At 68.2% G+C, this 17,276-nt stretch carries 20 protein-coding genes and 1 pseudogene; 12 read left to right on the forward strand and 9 right to left on the reverse strand.

Annotated features, from left to right (window positions below):
- Positions 1–16: 16 nt before the first annotated feature.
- Complete coding sequence (locus tag ABZ345_RS00350) at positions 17–640, forward strand: NAD(P)-binding domain-containing protein (protein WP_359841352.1); 624 nt, start codon at positions 17–19, stop codon at positions 638–640.
- A gap of 161 nt (positions 641–801) precedes the next feature.
- Positions 802–1,575 carry a maleylpyruvate isomerase family mycothiol-dependent enzyme gene (locus ABZ345_RS00355; RefSeq protein WP_359841354.1) on the forward strand — a complete coding sequence of 258 codons (774 nt, stop codon included), beginning with the start codon at positions 802–804 and terminating at the stop codon, positions 1,573–1,575.
- A 108-nt stretch (positions 1,576–1,683) separates the two neighbouring features.
- On the opposite strand, the pseudogene ABZ345_RS00360 reads toward ABZ345_RS00355, so the two are convergent.
- Positions 1,684–2,352: pseudogene (locus ABZ345_RS00360) on the reverse strand (SMI1/KNR4 family protein); the annotation flags it as partial.
- Here ABZ345_RS00360 and ABZ345_RS00365 point away from each other — a divergent pair.
- On the forward strand, positions 2,351–2,878 hold the full coding sequence (locus tag ABZ345_RS00365) for a DUF4232 domain-containing protein (protein ID WP_359841356.1): 528 nt from the start codon (positions 2,351–2,353) through the stop codon (positions 2,876–2,878). The pseudogene ABZ345_RS00360 and the gene ABZ345_RS00365 sit on opposite strands and share 2 nt — an antisense overlap.
- A 24-nt stretch (positions 2,879–2,902) precedes the next feature.
- Here the strand turns inward: ABZ345_RS00365 and ABZ345_RS00370 are convergent, their stop codons facing one another.
- The 4 genes from ABZ345_RS00370 to ABZ345_RS00385 are packed head-to-tail and all read right to left on the reverse strand — an operon-like array spanning position 2,903 to position 5,225.
- Complete coding sequence (locus ABZ345_RS00370; protein WP_359841358.1) at positions 2,903–3,382, reverse strand: DUF4265 domain-containing protein; 480 nt, start codon at positions 3,380–3,382, stop codon at positions 2,903–2,905.
- Between the two features lie 34 nt (positions 3,383–3,416).
- Positions 3,417–3,854 (reverse strand): DUF6640 family protein, encoded by a 438-nt coding sequence (locus ABZ345_RS00375; protein WP_359841360.1) that lies wholly within the window; start codon positions 3,852–3,854, stop codon positions 3,417–3,419.
- 37 nt (positions 3,855–3,891) lie between these two features.
- On the reverse strand, positions 3,892–4,206 hold the full coding sequence (locus ABZ345_RS00380) for a muconolactone Delta-isomerase family protein (RefSeq protein ID WP_359841362.1): 315 nt from the start codon (positions 4,204–4,206) through the stop codon (positions 3,892–3,894).
- A 32-nt stretch (positions 4,207–4,238) separates the two neighbouring features.
- Entirely contained in the window at positions 4,239–5,225 is a 987-nt protein-coding gene (locus ABZ345_RS00385; protein WP_359841364.1) for an NADP-dependent oxidoreductase, read from the reverse strand.
- Between the two features lie 111 nt (positions 5,226–5,336).
- Here ABZ345_RS00385 and ABZ345_RS00390 point away from each other — a divergent pair, with 111 nt between their 5' ends.
- The gene (locus tag ABZ345_RS00390; RefSeq protein WP_359841366.1) at positions 5,337–5,903 is read left to right on the forward strand and encodes a TetR family transcriptional regulator; all 567 of its coding nucleotides are present in this window, start codon (positions 5,337–5,339) and stop codon (positions 5,901–5,903) included.
- 142 nt (positions 5,904–6,045) lie between these two features.
- Here ABZ345_RS00390 and ABZ345_RS00395 read toward each other — a convergent pair whose 3' ends face one another.
- The gene (locus ABZ345_RS00395) at positions 6,046–6,534 is read right to left on the reverse strand and encodes a hypothetical protein (RefSeq protein ID WP_359841368.1); all 489 of its coding nucleotides are present in this window, start codon (positions 6,532–6,534) and stop codon (positions 6,046–6,048) included.
- Positions 6,535–7,021: 487 nt separating this feature from the next.
- On the opposite strand from ABZ345_RS00395, the gene ABZ345_RS00400 reads away from it, so the two are divergent.
- Both ABZ345_RS00400 and ABZ345_RS00405 read left to right on the forward strand, forming a co-directional pair.
- Positions 7,022–7,846 carry a cyclase family protein gene (locus ABZ345_RS00400; RefSeq protein WP_359841370.1) on the forward strand — a complete coding sequence of 275 codons (825 nt, stop codon included), beginning with the start codon at positions 7,022–7,024 and terminating at the stop codon, positions 7,844–7,846.
- Positions 7,847–8,072: 226 nt separating this feature from the next.
- A complete protein-coding gene (locus ABZ345_RS00405; RefSeq protein ID WP_359841372.1) occupies positions 8,073–9,446 on the forward strand; it encodes an amidase in 1,374 nt (457 codons plus the stop codon).
- Between the two features lie 58 nt (positions 9,447–9,504).
- Here the strand turns inward: ABZ345_RS00405 and ABZ345_RS00410 are convergent, their stop codons facing one another.
- Genes ABZ345_RS00410 through ABZ345_RS00420 form a run of 3 tightly spaced genes read right to left on the reverse strand, consistent with a single transcriptional unit; the run spans position 9,505 to position 11,792 of the window.
- Positions 9,505–11,088: a Na+/H+ antiporter gene (locus tag ABZ345_RS00410; protein WP_359841374.1), complete on the reverse strand. Its 1,584-nt coding sequence runs from the start codon at positions 11,086–11,088 to the stop codon at positions 9,505–9,507.
- Between the two features lie 18 nt (positions 11,089–11,106).
- Complete coding sequence (trxA, locus tag ABZ345_RS00415; RefSeq protein ID WP_359841376.1) at positions 11,107–11,415, reverse strand: thioredoxin; 309 nt, start codon at positions 11,413–11,415, stop codon at positions 11,107–11,109.
- On the reverse strand, positions 11,406–11,792 hold the full coding sequence (locus ABZ345_RS00420) for a MerR family transcriptional regulator (protein WP_359841378.1): 387 nt from the start codon (positions 11,790–11,792) through the stop codon (positions 11,406–11,408). Before ABZ345_RS00420 ends, trxA begins: the two co-directional genes overlap by 10 nt.
- Before the next feature lie 144 nt (positions 11,793–11,936).
- On the opposite strand from ABZ345_RS00420, the gene ABZ345_RS00425 reads away from it, so the two are divergent.
- The 6 genes from ABZ345_RS00425 (at position 11,937) to ABZ345_RS00450 (ending at position 17,274) form a co-directional block, all read left to right on the forward strand.
- Complete coding sequence (locus ABZ345_RS00425; RefSeq protein ID WP_359841380.1) at positions 11,937–12,785, forward strand: LLM class flavin-dependent oxidoreductase; 849 nt, start codon at positions 11,937–11,939, stop codon at positions 12,783–12,785.
- A 7-nt stretch (positions 12,786–12,792) separates the two neighbouring features.
- Positions 12,793–14,064, forward strand: coding sequence for an LLM class flavin-dependent oxidoreductase (locus ABZ345_RS00430; RefSeq protein ID WP_359841382.1), 1,272 nt, complete (start codon positions 12,793–12,795; stop codon positions 14,062–14,064).
- 223 nt (positions 14,065–14,287) lie between these two features.
- A complete protein-coding gene (locus ABZ345_RS00435) occupies positions 14,288–15,160 on the forward strand; it encodes an amino acid ABC transporter permease (RefSeq protein WP_359841384.1) in 873 nt (290 codons plus the stop codon).
- Positions 15,157–15,879, forward strand: coding sequence for an amino acid ABC transporter ATP-binding protein (locus ABZ345_RS00440; RefSeq protein WP_359841386.1), 723 nt, complete (start codon positions 15,157–15,159; stop codon positions 15,877–15,879). Before ABZ345_RS00435 ends, ABZ345_RS00440 begins: the two co-directional genes overlap by 4 nt.
- A gap of 12 nt (positions 15,880–15,891) precedes the next feature.
- Complete coding sequence (locus ABZ345_RS00445) at positions 15,892–16,812, forward strand: ABC transporter substrate-binding protein (RefSeq protein WP_359841388.1); 921 nt, start codon at positions 15,892–15,894, stop codon at positions 16,810–16,812.
- 12 nt (positions 16,813–16,824) lie between these two features.
- On the forward strand, positions 16,825–17,274 hold the full coding sequence (locus tag ABZ345_RS00450; protein ID WP_359841390.1) for a winged helix-turn-helix domain-containing protein: 450 nt from the start codon (positions 16,825–16,827) through the stop codon (positions 17,272–17,274).
- The last annotated feature ends 2 nt before the right edge of the window (positions 17,275–17,276 follow it).

Here is a 17,276-nt window from a genome sequence, read left to right on the forward strand (position 1 = left end):
GGAAGAGAGCACTCTCATGAGCAGCATCACCCTCATCGGTACGGGGAACATGGCCCGTGCCATCGGCACGCTCGCGGTGACGGGCGGCAACACCGTCGAGGTCATGGGACGCGATCAGTCCAAGGCCGACGACCTGGCCAAGACTCTGGGCGGCGGCGCGACGCCGGGCAAGTGGGGCGCCGTCCCGGCCGGGGACATCGTCATCACGGCCTTGTTGTCCGACGGGGTCGTCCCGGTCGTCGCCGAGTACGGGGACGCCCTCGCGGGCAAGGTCATCGTCGACATCAGCAACCCCTTCAACGCCACGTTCGACGGACTGGCTCACCGCGAGGAGACCTCGATCGCCCAGGAAGCCGCCAAGGTGGCCCCGGCCGGCGCCAGCGTCGTGAAGGCGTTCAACACCATCTTCCGCAACGTCCTGGAGAAGGGCCGGCCCAACGTCTTCATCGCCGGCGACAGCGCGCAGGCCAAGGCAGGCGTGGCGGCGTTCATCGAGAGCCTCGGGCTGCGCCCGCTGGACGTCGGCGGCCTGAAAATGGCGCACTGGCTGGAAGGAATGGGCCTGGTCACGATGGGCCTCGCCGGCAACGGCGTCGGCCACTGGGACTTCGCGCTCGGCGTCAACGAATTCACCGGCTGAGCGGACAGGCGGGTCGGTTGACGCACAGACTTGGGTGCATACCCGATGAATGTGAACAGCGAACTTCCCACTTCTCCCACCAGGGCCCAGCTTTCGCGACGCCGAGCCAACTTGGCGTTGATCAGCGGAACACATGCGCGGGTTCGGGAGTTGGGGATGGCATGACCCAACTCGTGGACCGCACGATCACCGCCCTGCGCGCCGAGCACGACATGCTCGCCGGTCTAGTCCGCACCTTCACCGACCAACAGCTGGCCTCCACCAGCGGCGCGGCGGAGTGGACCGTCGCCCAGGTCCTGTCCCACCTCGGCAGCGGCGCGGAGATCGGCCGCGCGCCGATCGCCCGAGCCGCCGGAGAAACCGTGGAGGCCGAGGACAACCAGACGATCTGGGCGCGCTGGGACGGGTCCGCGCCGCAGGCTCAGGCCGAGGGTTTCCTTGAGCACAACGGCCGCTGGCTCGACATGGTCGAGGCGCTCACGCCCGAGCAGCGCTCGTCGCTAACTGTCGACCTAGGCTTCCTGCCGGAGCCGGTCCCGCTGCTGACCGCCCTGGGCATGCGGCTCAACGAGGTGGCCAACCACACGTGGGACGTGCGCGCCGCCTTCGACCCGAACGCCGCAGTGAACGCCGACTCGGCCGCGGTGCTCGTCGACCTCCTGACAGGGCCCATGGGCTTCCTGCTGGGCTTCCTCGCGAAGCCGGCCGAACTCGCGGCCCCGGTGTCCGTCGCGATCCCCGGCGCGGGCCTGGTGATCGACGACGCGGTCACCGTGGTGGATCACCTCGAGTCACCTTCCGCGACGTTCAACGGACCGCAGGAAGCGTTCATCCGCCTGGTCAGCGGCCGCCTCAAGGCACCGCACGACAACGGCGTCACCGTCGAGGGCAGCGTCACGCTCGACGACCTGCGTCGCGTGTTCCCCGGCTTCTGACACGGGTCGGTTCAGCTCAGGTCGAGGAGAACGAGCGTGCTCTCTTCTGCGTAGGCCTTCTGCGTAGGCCTGGCCGGTTTCGATGAGGTCGGCGGCACGAGCGAGGAACGCGGCGAGCGACGGCGCTTTCGGGGCGTCCAGGTCGGGCACGTTGGGACGGAACACGACTTGTCCGGCGGTGCCCCGATCGCCGGGATCCAGGTCCAGGAGGTAGCAGTCGCCCTGGAACGCGAGGAACGGTGGCCAGGACCGCGACCACACGGTCCACCTGTAGTGGGCGGGTTGCTCGACGGGCTCGGCCATGTCGCCGACCGCGTCGGTCAGCATGTGGTGCATCTCGATGATTTCGTCGATGGTCAGGAAGTGGTGGAAGTTGAGCGGACCGTAGAGCTGGTCGGGGTCGTCCTGGCCGGCCGACGTGCGCAGCAGTGCACACAGCTCGGACGGTAGAACAAGCCCGGTCGCGGCGGCGAGCCGTTCGAGATCGTGCTCGGTCGCGCCGGGCCGGAAAGGCGCGGTCTCGGGCAACCGCCGCTCGATGATGGCTCGCAACCGCACGAACTCCCGGGCGGTCTGGTTCATGGTGGCCAGTCTGTCGTATGCGCAGATCGGGCCCACCCAGGACCCGCGCCACATCGGTGACCAGTTGCGCGTCCCGACCCAGCACCGACACCGACTGACCTGATGGATCACTCCACAACGGACTCGATCATTCTCGTGGAGGTCTTGTGAAGGTTTCGCCCCAACGACCCCTGCCGGTGGCATCCTCGGGTGCATGAGACATGGGGGCAAAGTTCTTGCCACAACAGCCGTTCTGGCCGGCCTGGTCGCGAGCGGCCCGGCCGTGCAAGCGTCGGAGGATCCCGGCTGCGCTGCGGGAGTGCGGTTCACCTCGAACTACACCGAGGCGGCGTCGGGGTTGCGCGTGATGTCCGTCGAGGTCGCCAACTGCGGTGCGGAAGCGTTGCAGCTCAACGGGTATCCGCAGGTGAGCCTGTTCGACGGGGAGCAGCAGCCGCTGGACGTCGCGATCCTCGAAGGGACCGGCGGCATCACGATCCTCCCCGGTTTCAACGACCCGCCGCAGCCGATCACCGTGCAGCCGGGGGAGACTGCCGCCAGCGCGTTCGTGTGGCGCAACACGAACACGTCGCTGGAGCCGCCGCAGGTCGCCAAGCACGTCGAACTGGCGACCGCTCCGGGTGCCGTTCAGCAACCGTTGATCGCCGTGTTGCCGCAGCGGAGCATCCACATCGATCTTGGCAGCACGGGACGCATGGGCGTTCGCGCCTGGTACCGGTAGTCGTGGGAGAGATCGGGGGACGTTCTAGCGAATTCGTCCCCCGGTCTCCCACCAGCCGAGTGGACGGTCGTCCTCGTCGTAGACGTTGCCGTAGTACCACTCCGCGTTGTTGCTGGACGTCCATTCGACGACAACGGACTCGATCACCGGGAACCCAGCGCCGACAGGCACTGTCACCACGATGAACCGCTTGTCCTGCGGTGCCTCGACCTGCCCTGAGAGCTTCTCGAAGGCGTCCCGCAGCGACGTGACCGCGCTGTCGTCCGGCGGCGTGCGGGGATAGATCACGACGCACACGTTGCCGCCTCTTGTCACGATCTCGAACGTCCCGTCGTCGAGGACGCGGACGCGATCACCTGCGGCACAACCGGTTGCGAGGCCTGGACTGCCGAGGATCTCGTACTCGGTCTGGGAGGTTCGCACGGCCGGGACTACCTCGTAGACCGGTTCGCCAGAAGGGGCAATGCCTGCGAAAAGGCGAACATGGCTGTCCTGTGTCGACACCCTCCAAGGGTATGGGCTGTCTCAGGAGACCGTCTCAGTTGGCGCCGCGCCGTCGTTCTCGGGTGATTCGGTGGCGTTCGGTCCAGTAGCCGAGCAGGATCAGCCCGAGGCTGGGCAGCGTGTACTTGAGTTGCGGCCAGTTGTCTTCGCGGGGCGGGTCGACGCTGGCGGTACCCGGATAGAACACGGCGGTGAGCTGGGTGAGCCCGTACAGGCTGGCGATGACCGCCGCGCTGTTCAGCGACTCACGCGACCGGCCCGGTTTCCACAACTGGTACAGGGCCGTCAGGGACAACGCGGCGCCCATGCTCATGGTCTGGGCGTTGTGGAACTTGGCGTGGGGTGGCCACGTCGGATTGTGGATGTGCGTCTCGTTCCAGTCGGCGACGTACGAGCCGACCAGGGTTCCCGCCGCGGACAACGAGATGAGCACCTTGCCGAGCGGGAATTTCCTGCGGTTGAGCGTTGCCATGTCGTTCTCCCATCAGTGAAAGCGGCGGATTCCCGGCTCACGATCGCGCGCGATGGGCGACCTCCGCGGGATCCGGGGGAGTGGTCGGGTAGACCTCGGCATCGAAGAATCGGGCGAACGGCAGGGTCGCCAGCGTCTCCGCGACCTGTGCCTCATCGGCGGCGACGACCTCGATGAACGTCGCCCGCCGGGCGGTGGAAACGTAGTGGGCGCCGATCCGCCCCTCTCGGCGCAGCACCTCCAGTTGCTTGTGCTCGTCCTCTCGCAGCGCGGCGAACTCCGTGAAGTCGGTGTCGTCGCGGAGGGTCGCGAACACCATGAACGTGGGCGTCGAGGCGGTGGTTGGTGACATGGTCGGTCCCTTCGGGGTGATCGGTGGTGTCGTCACTTTCCGGCCGGGTCGGCGCGGGACGTCCTCATGGGACTCGGGTGATGGTCACTCGGTCGTGATGACGAGCTTTCCGCCCTTGGGTGTGCGTTCAAGCTCCGTGAGCGCCGCGATCGCCTCGCCGAGCGGCACGCTGCGCGCAACCGGCAACCGCAACACCCCCTGCGCGGCAGCCTGCGCGACCGCATCGAGGTCTGCCACGGCGGCTTTCCGACCAGCACCCGATACGGTCCCGGCAGGGCGCTTCTCGCGAACTTCGCCGGCGTGGGGTTGATGTCGATGATGCGGCCACCCGGCTTGAGCAACGCCTGTGCCGCGCCGATCGGCAGCGTGCCGGCGGTGTCGAGCACGATGTCGAACCGCTTCGCGAGCTTCGTCGCGTCGAAGTCGAAGTCGACGATCGGATTTATTCCGAGGCCGCGTGCATCGTGCGCGGCGGTGTCGCGGCAGCTGCCTCCCACGGAAGCGCCGCGTGCCAAGGCGATCTGTGCGGCGGAGCGGCCGACTCCGCCGAGGCAGCCGTGGATGAACACCGCTTGCCCGGCCTGCAGTTCGCCGGTGTTGACCAAGGCCTGGAACGCGGTGAGCCCGACCACGGGAATCGCGGCGGCCTCCTCCCAGGAGAGGTTCGGAGGCTTCGTCACGACTGCTTTTTCTTCGGCGACAACCATTTCGGCGAACGCTCCCGCCGCCTTCAAGCCGGTCCCGCCGAGCACTTCGTCGCCGACGCCGAGCCGAGTGACGCCGTCGCCGACTGCCACCACGACGCCCGCGAAGTCGTGTCCCAGGCCGCGTGGGAACTTCCAGCCGGTCAGCATCTTCATCTCGCCGTTGCGGATCTTCCGGTCCATCGGGTTCGCGGCCGCTGCCTTCACGCGGATCAGCACCTCGCCGGGACCGGGTCGCGCCGGCCGGAAGTCCTCCAGTCGCAGCACCTCGGGACCGCCGTACCGGTGGTACTGGATGCGCTTCGCCGTCGTCATGGTGAGCACCCCTCCGCAGTGATGTCAGTTGATGACATCACCGTACCACGACTGATGTCATCAGCTGACATCACTGTGCGAGTTCGCGGACGATCGCACTAAACTCGCAGGATGGGACGATGGGAGCCGGGAGCCGGGAGCCGGCTGCGCGAGGCGGCACTGAACCTGTACCTCGAACGCGGCTTCGACCAGACCATGGTGAACGACATCGCCGAACGGGCCGGCGTGACCGCCCGCACCTTCTTCCGCCACTTCGCCGACAAACGCGAGGTCCTCTTCGACGCCGCGGCCGAACTGGAGGAGAAGTCGCTGGCCGCGCTGGAGGAAGCGCCCGCCACGGCGTCAGCGCTGGAGCTCGTCGCGGCCGCGCTCGACGCGGTGGCCGACACCATCGGACACGACCGCGAACTCGCCCTGATGCGACACACGGTGATCATGGCCAACGCCGATCTCCGGGAACGCGAACTGATCAAGCTCGCCCAGATGACGGCCGCACTCGCCGACGGACTTCGACGGCGGGGTATCGGCGACGCCGAGGCCGACCTGGCCGCCGAAATCGGCTCCGCGGTGTACCGGGTCGCCTTCCGGCGATGGGTCGACGCCGCCGGCGACCTGGAGCTGCGCGAGGCCATCGACCAGTCGTTCGCTCAGCTTCGAACCCTGACCGCGGCCGACTGATCCCGTGCTCGCCGACGGTGGCCTGCCATGCCGGACGCCATCCGCAGGCCGCCCTGACCGTCGAGGTGTTTCCTCCTGCTGGTCACCGTGTTCATCGGTATGAGCGAGCTCGAGCAACGTGATCAGCGGCATGTGCGGACGATCAGAAGGTGACGTCGTCCACGAGTGATGGGGTTCCGAGGTCCTCCCGCATGACTTTGCGAAGGTCCTTGAGAGCATGTTGGTACACAGAAAGGGTTTCTCGGTAGTTCGGTGAATCCAGGTCGCCGCCTTGCGCGACAATGTCGTGTAGCGAGCGCAACGTCGTGAAGGTCTTGTCAGCGGCTCTCACGACACTCGCTGGAGCCAGCAGGACAATCTGCTCGCGGGCCGCGTTGAGGTTGGCAGTGCTGAATGCCGCGCGAGCGGCAGATGATCTTCTGACATCGGCGTCGTGCTCGTCGAGAGATACTGCGCGGATGCTTTCGCTGGTGGTGTGGAGCGCGGCCAGGTATCCGGCGTAAGAGTCGCGGCGGGCTTCGAGGTGGCGCTCGCGTTGGTCGCGCCGCCACCGCATCCGCTCGGCAGTCAACGTGATCGAGGCGCCGACCACAGTTCCGGCCAAGGTGAGCAACGCGGCCAACCAGTTCACGAGATCGACAGCGTAGCGGACCGAGGACTGTCAGCGGCATGAGAGGGCATCTACGGGGACCGTGCAATGAGCGATCCGGGGCCTTCTGCTCTTCGTGTCGTGGGTGCCGAGCGAGGCGTACTGGGCGAGGATGCCGCCGGTGGACGTCGACTCGTCGTCGGGATGGCGCGCACCGCGAGCAGGGTTGGGGTCGTGGTGCGCGCGATCACTGCCACTCGTTCCTTTCTGCCTTGCTGGTCGCTTCCGGGTGTTGAACTTCTCCGGCACCTCGACGCCGCCCCCGGCCAGCGCGCCGGACAATCAGCCCACAAGACCCTTGCGCAGGTGGTCGAGGATCTGTGCTGGCGTGGAGGGACTTCCAAATCCCTCCATCTCGTGAGCGTTGCACCGCCCAGAACGCTCACGAGTCCTTACGCCGCCGCCCTTCCGAGTGATATCACCGTGGATGCCGCCGCACGACGGCGCGGCTTCTACGGAAGGTGATCGCATGCCACAGAGACGAAGGGTGCTCGCCGCCGGGGTGGCGGGGCTGTTCGGCGCGCTGTCGTTGCCCGCCCGGTCCGTACAGGCCGCGACCCCGCCCGTCCGGCTGGATCAGCTGAACCTGGTCAACCTGTCGCACGTCAACGACCCGGCGACGACCAACGTGTTCCCCGGCGATCCCGCGTTCACCCTGGAGACCATCGCGACGATCCCCGACGACGGCTACTACCTCCAGTTCGTCCGCGAGGGCGAGCACACCGGCACGCACTGGGGCGCGCCGGGACACTTCAACACCGGTGAGGCGCTCGCCGACGACATGGACCCGGCGGATCTGTTCCTGCCCGCGGTGAAGATCGACATCCGTGACAAGGCGGCCGCGAACGCCGATTACGCCGTCACGATCGACGACATCAAGGCGTGGGAGCGCAAACACGGCCGCATCCCCAACGGCTCGATGGTCGTGCTCTGGACCGGCTGGGACGCGAAGTGGGGCACGCCGGCGTACCCGAACCTCGACGCCGATGGCGTGCTGCACCAGCCCGGATTCTCGATCCCGGCGGTGAAGTGGCTGATCGACACCGGGCGGCTCGGACGCCGCGGTGGCACCGGCACCGACACGTTCAGCCCGGACGTCGGCACCGAGGAGACGTACACCGTGTCCAAGCTGGTGTACCAGCGCCGCCGGATCAGCCTGGAGATCCTGGCGAACTTGCGCAAGCTGCCGACCACTGGTGCGTGGGTCCTCGCCGGCGGCCCGATCAACCGCAAGGGCGCTGGCTCGACCGCGACCATCTTCGGCTTGATCCCACCGGGCGTCGCCGTGGACTAACGCAAGTCCGGAGGGAGGCGGGGCGGCCGTAGCGGAAGCTTCAGCCGTTACTCGCACATCGGCATGAGCGCTTCAGCGGCTGACGTGATGACATGCGCCGGCAGATGAGTGTGTTGGTCGTGCGCCACCTGGGGTGCGTGCAGCGGTCACGGTCTCGCCGCCGCGGTGCGCGGCTCGGGGCGCCGCCCGCGATGGGTGCTGGCTCCCATCATTACGATCGTCGACGATGGACACTGCGGATTTGGTCTGGCTCGACGCGACCGAACTGGCGCGTCTCATAGCCGTCGGCGAGGTCACCGCGGTCGAGGTCGTGCAGGCGCATCTGGATCGCATCGAGGCGCTGGGCGAGCGGGTCAACGCGTTCGTCACCGTGCTGGGCGAGCAGGCCCTCGCCGCTGCCGCTCGCCCGCGCTCCGGGCCGCTGGGTGGCGTGCCGTTCACGATCAAGGACTCGTTCGACACCGAAGGTGTGCGGACCACGCGGGGATCGTCGTTGTTCGCCGATCACGTCCCGGACGCCGACGCCACCGCCGTGGCGCGGCTGCGGGCCGCGGGCGCAATCCCGTTGGCGAAGACCAACCTGCCGGAGATGTCGTACTGGACCGAGACCGACAACCTGGTCGCCGGCCGGTCGCTCAACCCCTACGACCCCGAGCGCACCCCCGGCGGCTCCAGTGGAGGCGAGTCCGCGGCCATCGCGGCGGGTCTGTCGCCGCTCGGCCTGGGCAGTGATGTCGCGATCTCCGTGCGCGGACCGGCTCACTACACCGGCATCGCCTCGATCAAACCCACCCACGGGCGGGTGCCGTGCACCGGTCATTTCCCGCACGCGCTGCGGCGTTGGTGGCATGTCGGCCCGATGGCGCGCAGCGTGCGCGATCTGCGGCTGGCGCTGTCGCTGGTGGAAGGCCCCGACGGGCGGGACCCCTACGCGGCCGCCCTGTCCGCCGCCCGGCCCGGTGGGCCCGCCCGGATCGGCTGGACCACCGACGCGTTCGGCCCGATCGACCCGGAAGTGGCCGATGCGGTGGCGTCGGCGGCCGTGGCTCTGTCCGACCTCGGTCTCCAGGTCGAGCAGGTCGGCGTCCCGTGGCTCGCCGAGCACGACTGCACGCGGATCTCGGCGACGCTGTACACCGCTGAGATGCTGCCGTACCTGCGCGGCATCACGGCCGGGCGGGAGGCGGAGCTGCACCCGGTGATCGCGCGGACGCTCCAGGCACCCGACGTCACGATCGCCGACTACGTCGCTGCCGAAAGCGAGGCGGAACAACTGAGGTCGGTGTTCACGCACTGGTTCCAGGCCTACGACGTGCTCGTCTGCCCGGTGGTGACGATCCCGGCGCCGCCGCACGCGCAATCGAGTTACGTCGTCGGCGGGGAGAAAGTGCCGGCCCGCAACGTCATGCGGGCGACAGTGCCGTTCAACCTCACCGGCCTGCCCGCCGTCTCGCTGCCGTTCGGGACGACCGCGGGCGGCCTGCCCATCGGTGTCCAGCTCGTGGGCACCTGGTGGGCCGACAACGACCTCCTCGCACTGGCCGAACGACTCGAGTCGGTCAGCCCGGTGCGCGACCGTCGCCCGCCACTCCAACCCTGACGTGCCCGTCCCGGCCGGCCAGCCTGCCCGGTCTCCCAACCGTGTCTTGACGCCTGGGTCAGTCCTCCTCGATCTCCCGCCGCGCCAGCCGGACTTCCTCGATGTCGAGCCGCCGCTGCACGGTCCGCAGCACGATGTCGTCGATGGCCGCCTCGTCGCGCAGCCGCACCACCGTCGCCCGCTTGTGCGCGATCAGCTCCAGTCGCAGGGCCGTGTACTCGAGTTCGGACTGCGCCACCTCCTCGTCACCGGCCTCCTTGGCGCGCCTGACCTCGAGGTGGTGTTCGTACTCGGCGAGCACCCGCTTGTAGACGACGTCCGAGACGCCCACCTTGTCGGCGAGCGAGGGGAGTGCTTCGTAGGCCTCCTCGGACGCCGTCGCCGAGGCCAGGCGCAGTTCCTCGTCCAGCGCCGTGTCCTCGGGCAGCCGCGAGAACCGGATGATCGACGGCAGCATCAGCGACTGCACGACCAGCGTCAGCACGACCACGCCGGTCGTGATCAGGATGATCTCCTCGCGGAACGGGAAAGGCGCGCCACCGACCACCGTTGTCGGTACCGCCAAAGCTGCCGCCAGCGACACGGCGCCGCGGAACCCGGCCGCGGACGACACGAGCCGTTGCCGCGCACCCACGCGCCTGAGTCGTTGCTGGGGACGGCGGTCGATCGCTCGAATGATGTAAGGCGTTGTGTAGCCCCACAACAACCTGGTCCCGGCCACGGTCAGCGCCACCAGCCCGATCGCCCCGAACGACTTCCAGATCTGGGAACCGTCTAGCGACCGGATCGCGCTGTGCGCCTGGAGTCCGATCAGGACGAACAGGGCGCCGTTGAGGACGAACGTCGCGATGCCCCAGAACGCGTAGCTGACCTGCCGGGTGTCGGCGGGCACGATCCGAGGCCCGACCCGAGCCAAAGTCAACCCACAGGTGACCACGGCGATCACGCCGGACCCGTGCACGAGTTCGGCCAGCAGGAACGCGGCGAACGGCGTGAGGATGCTGACGACGGTCTCGTGGATCGGGTTGTCGAGCCGCTTGCGCACCTGCACCGCGAGCCACGCGATCGCGAGACCCGCCGCCGCGCCGCCCGCGTACGACAGCAGCAATTGCAGCCCGACCATGCCGGTGCTGAAATGCTGTTCGCCGGTCGTGATGGCGACGGCGATCGCGTAGATCACGAGCGCCGTGCCGTCGTTGATCAGCGACTCCGCGCGCAGGATCGTCGTCGTGCGGCGCGGCATGCCGCGGGCGATGGCCGAGACAGCGGTCGCGTCGGTGGGCGCCAGGGCCGCGCCGAGCACCCACGCCGGGCCCCATTCGAGGCCCAGCGCGTGGGCGACGGCCGCCACCGCCGCTGCCGTGGCCAGCACCAGCAGCGTGCTGAGCAGCACGATCGGGCGGAGGTTGCTGCGAATCTCGCGCAGCGAGGTGTTGAGGCTCTCCCAGTACAGCAGCGCCGGCAGGAAGATCAGCAGCATCGCCTCCGGCGGGAGGCTGACCGACTCCAGGGCCGGCACGAAGCCGAGCAAGGCACCGCAGAAGACCAGCAACACCGGGGCGGCGAGGCGCAACCGTCCTGACGCGACGCTGCTCGCCAGGATGCACACACCCAGCACCACTACGAGTTCGAGACCGAGCATGGCCTCAATTTAGGCGGCTCACGCGCTGAGCGCGTCATCCAATTCGGCAAGCAGGCGCGACTTAGGACGCGCTCCCACGATCTGCCGGATCGGCACGCCGTCGCGGAACAGCAACATCGTCGGCAACGACATCACCTGGTAGTCGCGTGCGGTGGCGGTGTTCTCGTCCGCGTTGATCTTCAGAACGGTCAGGTCGTCGCGCTCGCTGTCGATCTGGTCGAGGATGGGCGAGAGCATGTGGCACGGCCCGCACCACTGCGCCCAGAACTCGACGAGCACGGTGCCGGTCCGCGTCTGGTCCGCGAACGTGGCGTCGGTCAGCTGCACAGGAACTCCTTGGGTTCGGGCACGAGGCACGGATCTTGGAAGGCGAGTCTGGCCAGCAGGAACTCCCGGACGCCCTGGAGCCGCTCCAGGCACGCGTCCACCTCGGCGAGCTTGCGCCGGTAGACCGCCCGCGAGTCAGGGCACGAGTCGCCGGACTCGTGACCCGCGCGCAGGCACGCCACGAACGGTCGCGCGTCCTCCAGCGAGAGCCCGACCGCCTGCAGCGACTGGATCTCGCGAACCAGTCGCAGGTCGTGCTCGGAGTACTCGCGGTAGCCGTTCGACGTGCGTTGCGCCTCCAGGAGCCCCTGGGACTCGTAGAAGCGCAGCGCACGCGTGGTGGTGCCGGCTCGCTTGGCCAGTTCGCCGATCCTCATGACCGAAACGCTAAACCTTGACGCTCACGTCAAGGCAACACCGCCGAATATTCCCGTCCCGGCGACCTTTCCCACCCTGTGGCCGCGCCAGCGGGCGCCCTCGAAGCCCGCACAGAATGCGAAGACCCGAGGAGAGGGGGACCGGTGGGGTCACCACTGCACCTGGCAGTCGCACTCCAAGCGACCGGAGACGAGGCGTTCACCGCGAAGCACTGGGTCGACCGAGTGCGCGAGGCCGAGGAGGCGACGCTCGACTTCGTCACGTTCGACGACTCGCTGGGCGGCGAACCCGGCCTCGACGCGGTGCTGACGGCCGCCCGCGTCGCGCCGCTCACCACGAACATCGGCCTCGTCCCGACAGCGGTCGTCACGCACACCGAGCCGTTCCACCTGTCCAAGGCGATCGCGACGCTCGACCACGTGAGCCGGGGACGTGCGGGCGTGCAGCTCGACACGGCGCCGTATCCGTTGCACGCCAGGCACTTCGGGCGTCGCGAGGTCCTGGACGACCTCTGGGAGGAGGCGAAGGACTACGCCGAGGTGCTGCGGCGGCTGTGGGACAGCTGGGAGGACGACGCCGAGATCCGCGACGTCGCCACCGGCCGGTTCGTCGACCGGGAGAAACTGCACTACATCGACTTCGAAGGCCGCTGGTTCAGCGTGCGCGGGCCCTCGATCACGCCTCGCCCGCCGCAGGGACACCCGCCGATCGCCGCCACCCAGGCCGGGTTCGCGGACATCGTGTTCGCCCAGGATCCGAAGGTGTCGGACAAGCTCGTGTTCCGCGACGTCACCGGCGTACCCGAGATCGATCAGTTGCGCGAGTGGCAGGAGCAGGGCTTCGCCGGGTTCCGCATCCACGCCGACCTGCACGAGATCACCCGCGGCCTCGTCCCGGAGCTGCGCGAGCGCGGCCTGTTCCGCGCCGCTTACGAGCACCGAACCCTGCGTGGCCACCTCGGCCTCGCGAAGCCCGCCAACCAGTACGCCTAGGAGTGCGATGACCAAGCAGATCCACCTCGCCGCGCACTTCCCCGGCGTGAACAACACCACGGTCTGGAGCGATCCCCAGGCAGGCAGCCACATCGAGTTCGAGTCGTTCGTCCACTTGGCACAGACGGCGGAACGCGCCAAGTTCGACTTCTTCTTCCTCGCCGAGGGACTCAGGCTGCGCGAACAGGGCGGCCAGATCTACGACCTCGACGTCGTCGGCCGGCCGGACACGTTCACCGTGCTCGCCGCGCTGGCCGCCGTGACCGAACGCCTGGGGCTCGCGGGCACGATCAACTCGACGTTCAACGAACCCTACGAGGTGGCCAGGCAGTTCGCCTCGCTCGACCACCTGTCCGAGGGCCGCGCCGCGTGGAACGTCGTCACCTCGTGGGACGCCTTCACCGGCGAGAACTTCCGCAGGGGCGGGTTTCTCAAGCAGGAGGACCGGTACTCCCGCGCGGAGTCGTTCCTGCGCACCGCGTGGAAGCTCTTCGACACCGGCGTGGGCCGGTTCGAGCACCAGGACGAGCACTTCGACATCAGCGGCACCTTCGGAGTCCCGCATTCACCGCAGGGCCGTCCGGTGATACTGCAGGCGGGCGATTCCCCCGAGGGCAGGGAGTTCGCCGCCGCCACCGCCGACGCGATCTTCTCCCGCTACAGCACGCTCGACGCGGGCCGGCAGTTCTACCAGGACGTCAAGGGACGCCTGGGGAAGTACGGGCGGACCCCGGACCAGCTCGTGATCCTGCCCGCCGCCACCTTCATCCTCGGCGACACCGACGCGGACGCCCAGGAGAAAGCGGCGGTCGTCAGGAGGCAGCAGGTGAGCGGCGCGACCGCCATCCGGTTCCTGGAACAGGTGTGGAACCGCGACCTCAGCGGCTACGACCCGGACGGCCCTCTGCCCGAGGAAGAGCCGCTGACCGGCGAGAACACCATCGCGAAGGGCCGCGCGAGCGTGCGGATGTTCAAGGACCCGGCGGCGACGGTCAAGGAGTGGCGGGAGAGGGCCGCGGCCAAGAACCTCTCGATCCGCGACCTGGTGATCGACGTGAGCGCGCGGCAGTCGTTCATCGGCTCGGCGGACACCGTCGCCATGCAGATCAACGACCTGGTGCAGCAGGACGCGGCGGACGGGTTCATCCTCGTGCCGCACGTGACGCCCGGCGGCCTGGACGAGTTCGCCGACACCGTGGTGCCGCTGCTGCAGGAGCGCGGCGTGTTCCGGGAGGACTACAGCGGTCTTACGCTGCGGGATCATCTCGGTCTCCGATAGTTGTTCACCACGTGGACGTCCTTGCTCGGGCAATCGTGCGGTCCTTAACGTGAGCCGCGTTCCGCAAGTGCTCTCAGCCGAGCGCAGGGAAGGGAGGACAGGAATGGCCTGCTTCGCCTCGTTCCTGTCCTCCCGCAGGCACATCGACCACGGGCGCGTGTCGAGCACCGCCTGTACCGGTTGATCCTCCACCCTCTCCCGCCTGCCCCGACAAGGACCCGCCATGTCTTCTGGCACCCTCGCTCAACCGTCCACAAAGGACACGCAGCTCGCCTCGTTACCGGTGGTCGCCGCGCGCCACCCGTGGCGGTGGGTCGGCGTCGTCGCCGTGCTGGTGCTCGTGGCGCAGTTCGTCCACGGCCTGGTCACCAATCCCGCCTGGGACTGGCCGACGTTCGCCCGCTACTTCACCGCCCGGTCGATCATCACCGCGGTCGGCACCACGATCGTGCTGACCGTGCTCGGCACGGTGCTGGGGTTCGCGCTGGGCATCGTGGTCGCGGTCCTCAGGCTCTCGAAGAGCCGGTTCCTGCAGGCTGTCGGCTGGACCTACATCTGGGCGTTCCGGTCGATCCCGTTGATCGTGCAGCTGCTGTTCTGGTTCAACATCTCCTATCTCTACCAACGGCTCAGCCTCGGCATCCCGTTCGGGCCGGAGTTCGTCAGCTTCGAGACCGTCGAGCTGATCAGCCCGATGGGCGCCGCCGTGCTGGGACTCGCGCTGCACCAGGCCGCCTACGCCGCGGAGATCGTTCGTTCCGGCGTGATCTCGGTCGACCGCGGCCAGCTGGAAGCCGCCGCCGCGCTGGGCATTCCGCGCGTAAGGCAGTTCCGCAGAATCGTGCTGCCCCAGGCGATGCGCGCCATTCTGCCCAACGCCGCGAACGAGGTGATCAGCCTCTTCAAGGGCACGTCGGTGGTGTCGGTGATGGCGATCGGCGAGCTGTTCTACCAGGTCCAGGTGATCTACGGCCGCAACGCGCGGGTCGTCGCGCTGCTGATGGTCGCCACCGTCTGGTACATCATCCTGACCACGCTGCTCTCGATCGGCCAGCACTACGTCGAGCGCTACTTCGCCCGGGGAGACCGCCGGTGATCGAGATTCTGGGCGTGCACAAGAGCTTCGGTGAGAACGAGGTGCTGCGCGGGGTGTCGCTCGACGTCGCGGCCGGCGAGGTCGTGGTGGTGCTCGGGCCGTCCGGCTCGGGCAAGTCGACGTTGCTGCGCACCATCAACCACCTGGAGAAGGTCGACCGCGGGTTCATCAGCATCGACGGCGACCTGGTCGGCTACCGGCATCACAAGGGCAAGTTGCACGAGCTCAAGGAACGCGAGATCCTCAAGCAGCGCAGGCACATCGGGTTCGTGTTCCAGAACTTCAACCTGTTCCCGCACCTCACCGCGCTGGAGAACATCGCCGAGGTCGCACCGATCCAGGACGCGCGGCGGTTCCTCGCCCGCGTCGGCCTGGCGGACAGGGAAGACGCCTACCCGCGCCAGCTGTCCGGCGGCCAGCAGCAACGCGTCGCGATCGCGCGAGCCCTTGCCACCCAACCGAAAGTCGTGCTGTTCGACGAGCCGACCTCCGCGCTCGACCCGGAGCTCGTCGGCGAGGTGCTGGACGTGCTCCGCGACCTCGCCCGCTCCGGCACCACGATGATCGTGGTCACGCACGAGATCGGCTTCGCCCGCGAGGTGGCCGACCGGATCGTGTTCATCGACCAGGGCGTGATCGTCGAGCGGGGAACGCCCGCCGAGGTGCTCGACAACCCGGCCCACGAACGCACCCGCGCGTTCCTCTCCAAGGTTCTCTAGAAGGAGTTCGTTGTGCGCAAACCACTTCTCGCCGCTCTGGCCCTCGTCCTGGCCGCCTGCGGAACGGCCGAGAGCGAGCCCGCTGGTCTCAACGTCAATCTCGGCCCGGACCAGAACCGCGTCACTGCCGCCAAGGACGACAAGATCGCCGCGAAGGTGCCGGAGAAGTTCCGGGCGAAGGGCGAGCTGGTCATCGGCGGATCCGCGGGCACAGCACCACCTCTGCGCTTCTACGCGACCGACGACAAGACCGTGATCGGCGTCGAGACCGACGTAGCCGTCCTGGTGGCCGGCGTGCTCGGGCTCAAGCCGCGCCTGGAGGTGGCGTCCTGGGAGAACCTGTTCGTCGGCCTGGACAGCGGCAGCTTCGACGTCGGACTGTCGAACATCACGGTGACCGAGGCGCGCAAGGAGAAGTACGACTTCGCGACCTACCGGCTGGACACGCTGGCGTTCGAGGCGAAGAAGGGCGGCACCTGGAAGGTGAAGGAGCCCAAGGACGTCGCGGGCAAGGTCATCGCCGTCACGTCCGGCACCAACCAGGAGAAGATCCTCGTCGACTGGAGCACCCAGAACGTCGCCGCCGGCCTGAAGGCCACGGACATCAAGTACTTCCAGAACTCCTCGGACTACTACCTCGCCCTGCAGTCCGGCCGCATCGACGCCTACCTCGGTCCGAACCCCACCTCCGCCTACCACGCGGCGACCTCCGGCCAGACCGAGGTGATCGGGAACTTCTCCGGTGGCGCGTCCGTCCAGGGCAAGATCGCGGTGACCACCAAGAAGGACAACGGTCTCATCGCACCGGTCCAGGAGGCGCTGAACCAGCTGATCGCCAACGGCAAGTACGCCGAGGTGCTCAAGCGCTGGGGTCTGTCCGACGAGGCCGTGCCGACCTCGGAACTCAACCCCGTCGGCCTGCCGAAGTCCTGAGGGAAAACCGTCATGCGATTCAGCATCACCATCGACACCGACGACGAGGAAGTCGCCGTCAGGCTGCTCGGCGCGTTGAAGGACGCGGGCTTGGTGCAGACGGCGGCCGTGGTCGAGGACGCCGAGGTCAGGATCCTGCCGGACACCCGTCAGGTCCTGCTGCGCGACGAGCCCGTCGAGCTCACCAGGCTCGAGTTCGAGCTGCTGCACCACCTCTGCGGGCACCCCGACCGCGTGCACCGCCGCCGTGAGCTGCTGGCCGCGGTGTGGGGCGTCAACGACAACTACGGTGGCGCCCGCACCGTCGACGTGCACGTGCGGCGGGTGCGGCAGAAGCTCGGTGACGCGGCGGACGTGATCCAGACGGTGCGCGGAGTCGGTTACCTGGTCGCGTCGAGCGGCCGGGTGCGGGTCGAACGTTCGCCGAACGTAGTGCAGCTGGCCGACCGGCGGGCCGGATGATC

It is taken from the genome of Lentzea sp. NPDC005914, from assembly GCF_040629405.1.
In the GTDB taxonomy this organism is placed as follows: Bacteria; Actinomycetota; Actinomycetes; order Mycobacteriales; family Pseudonocardiaceae; genus Lentzea.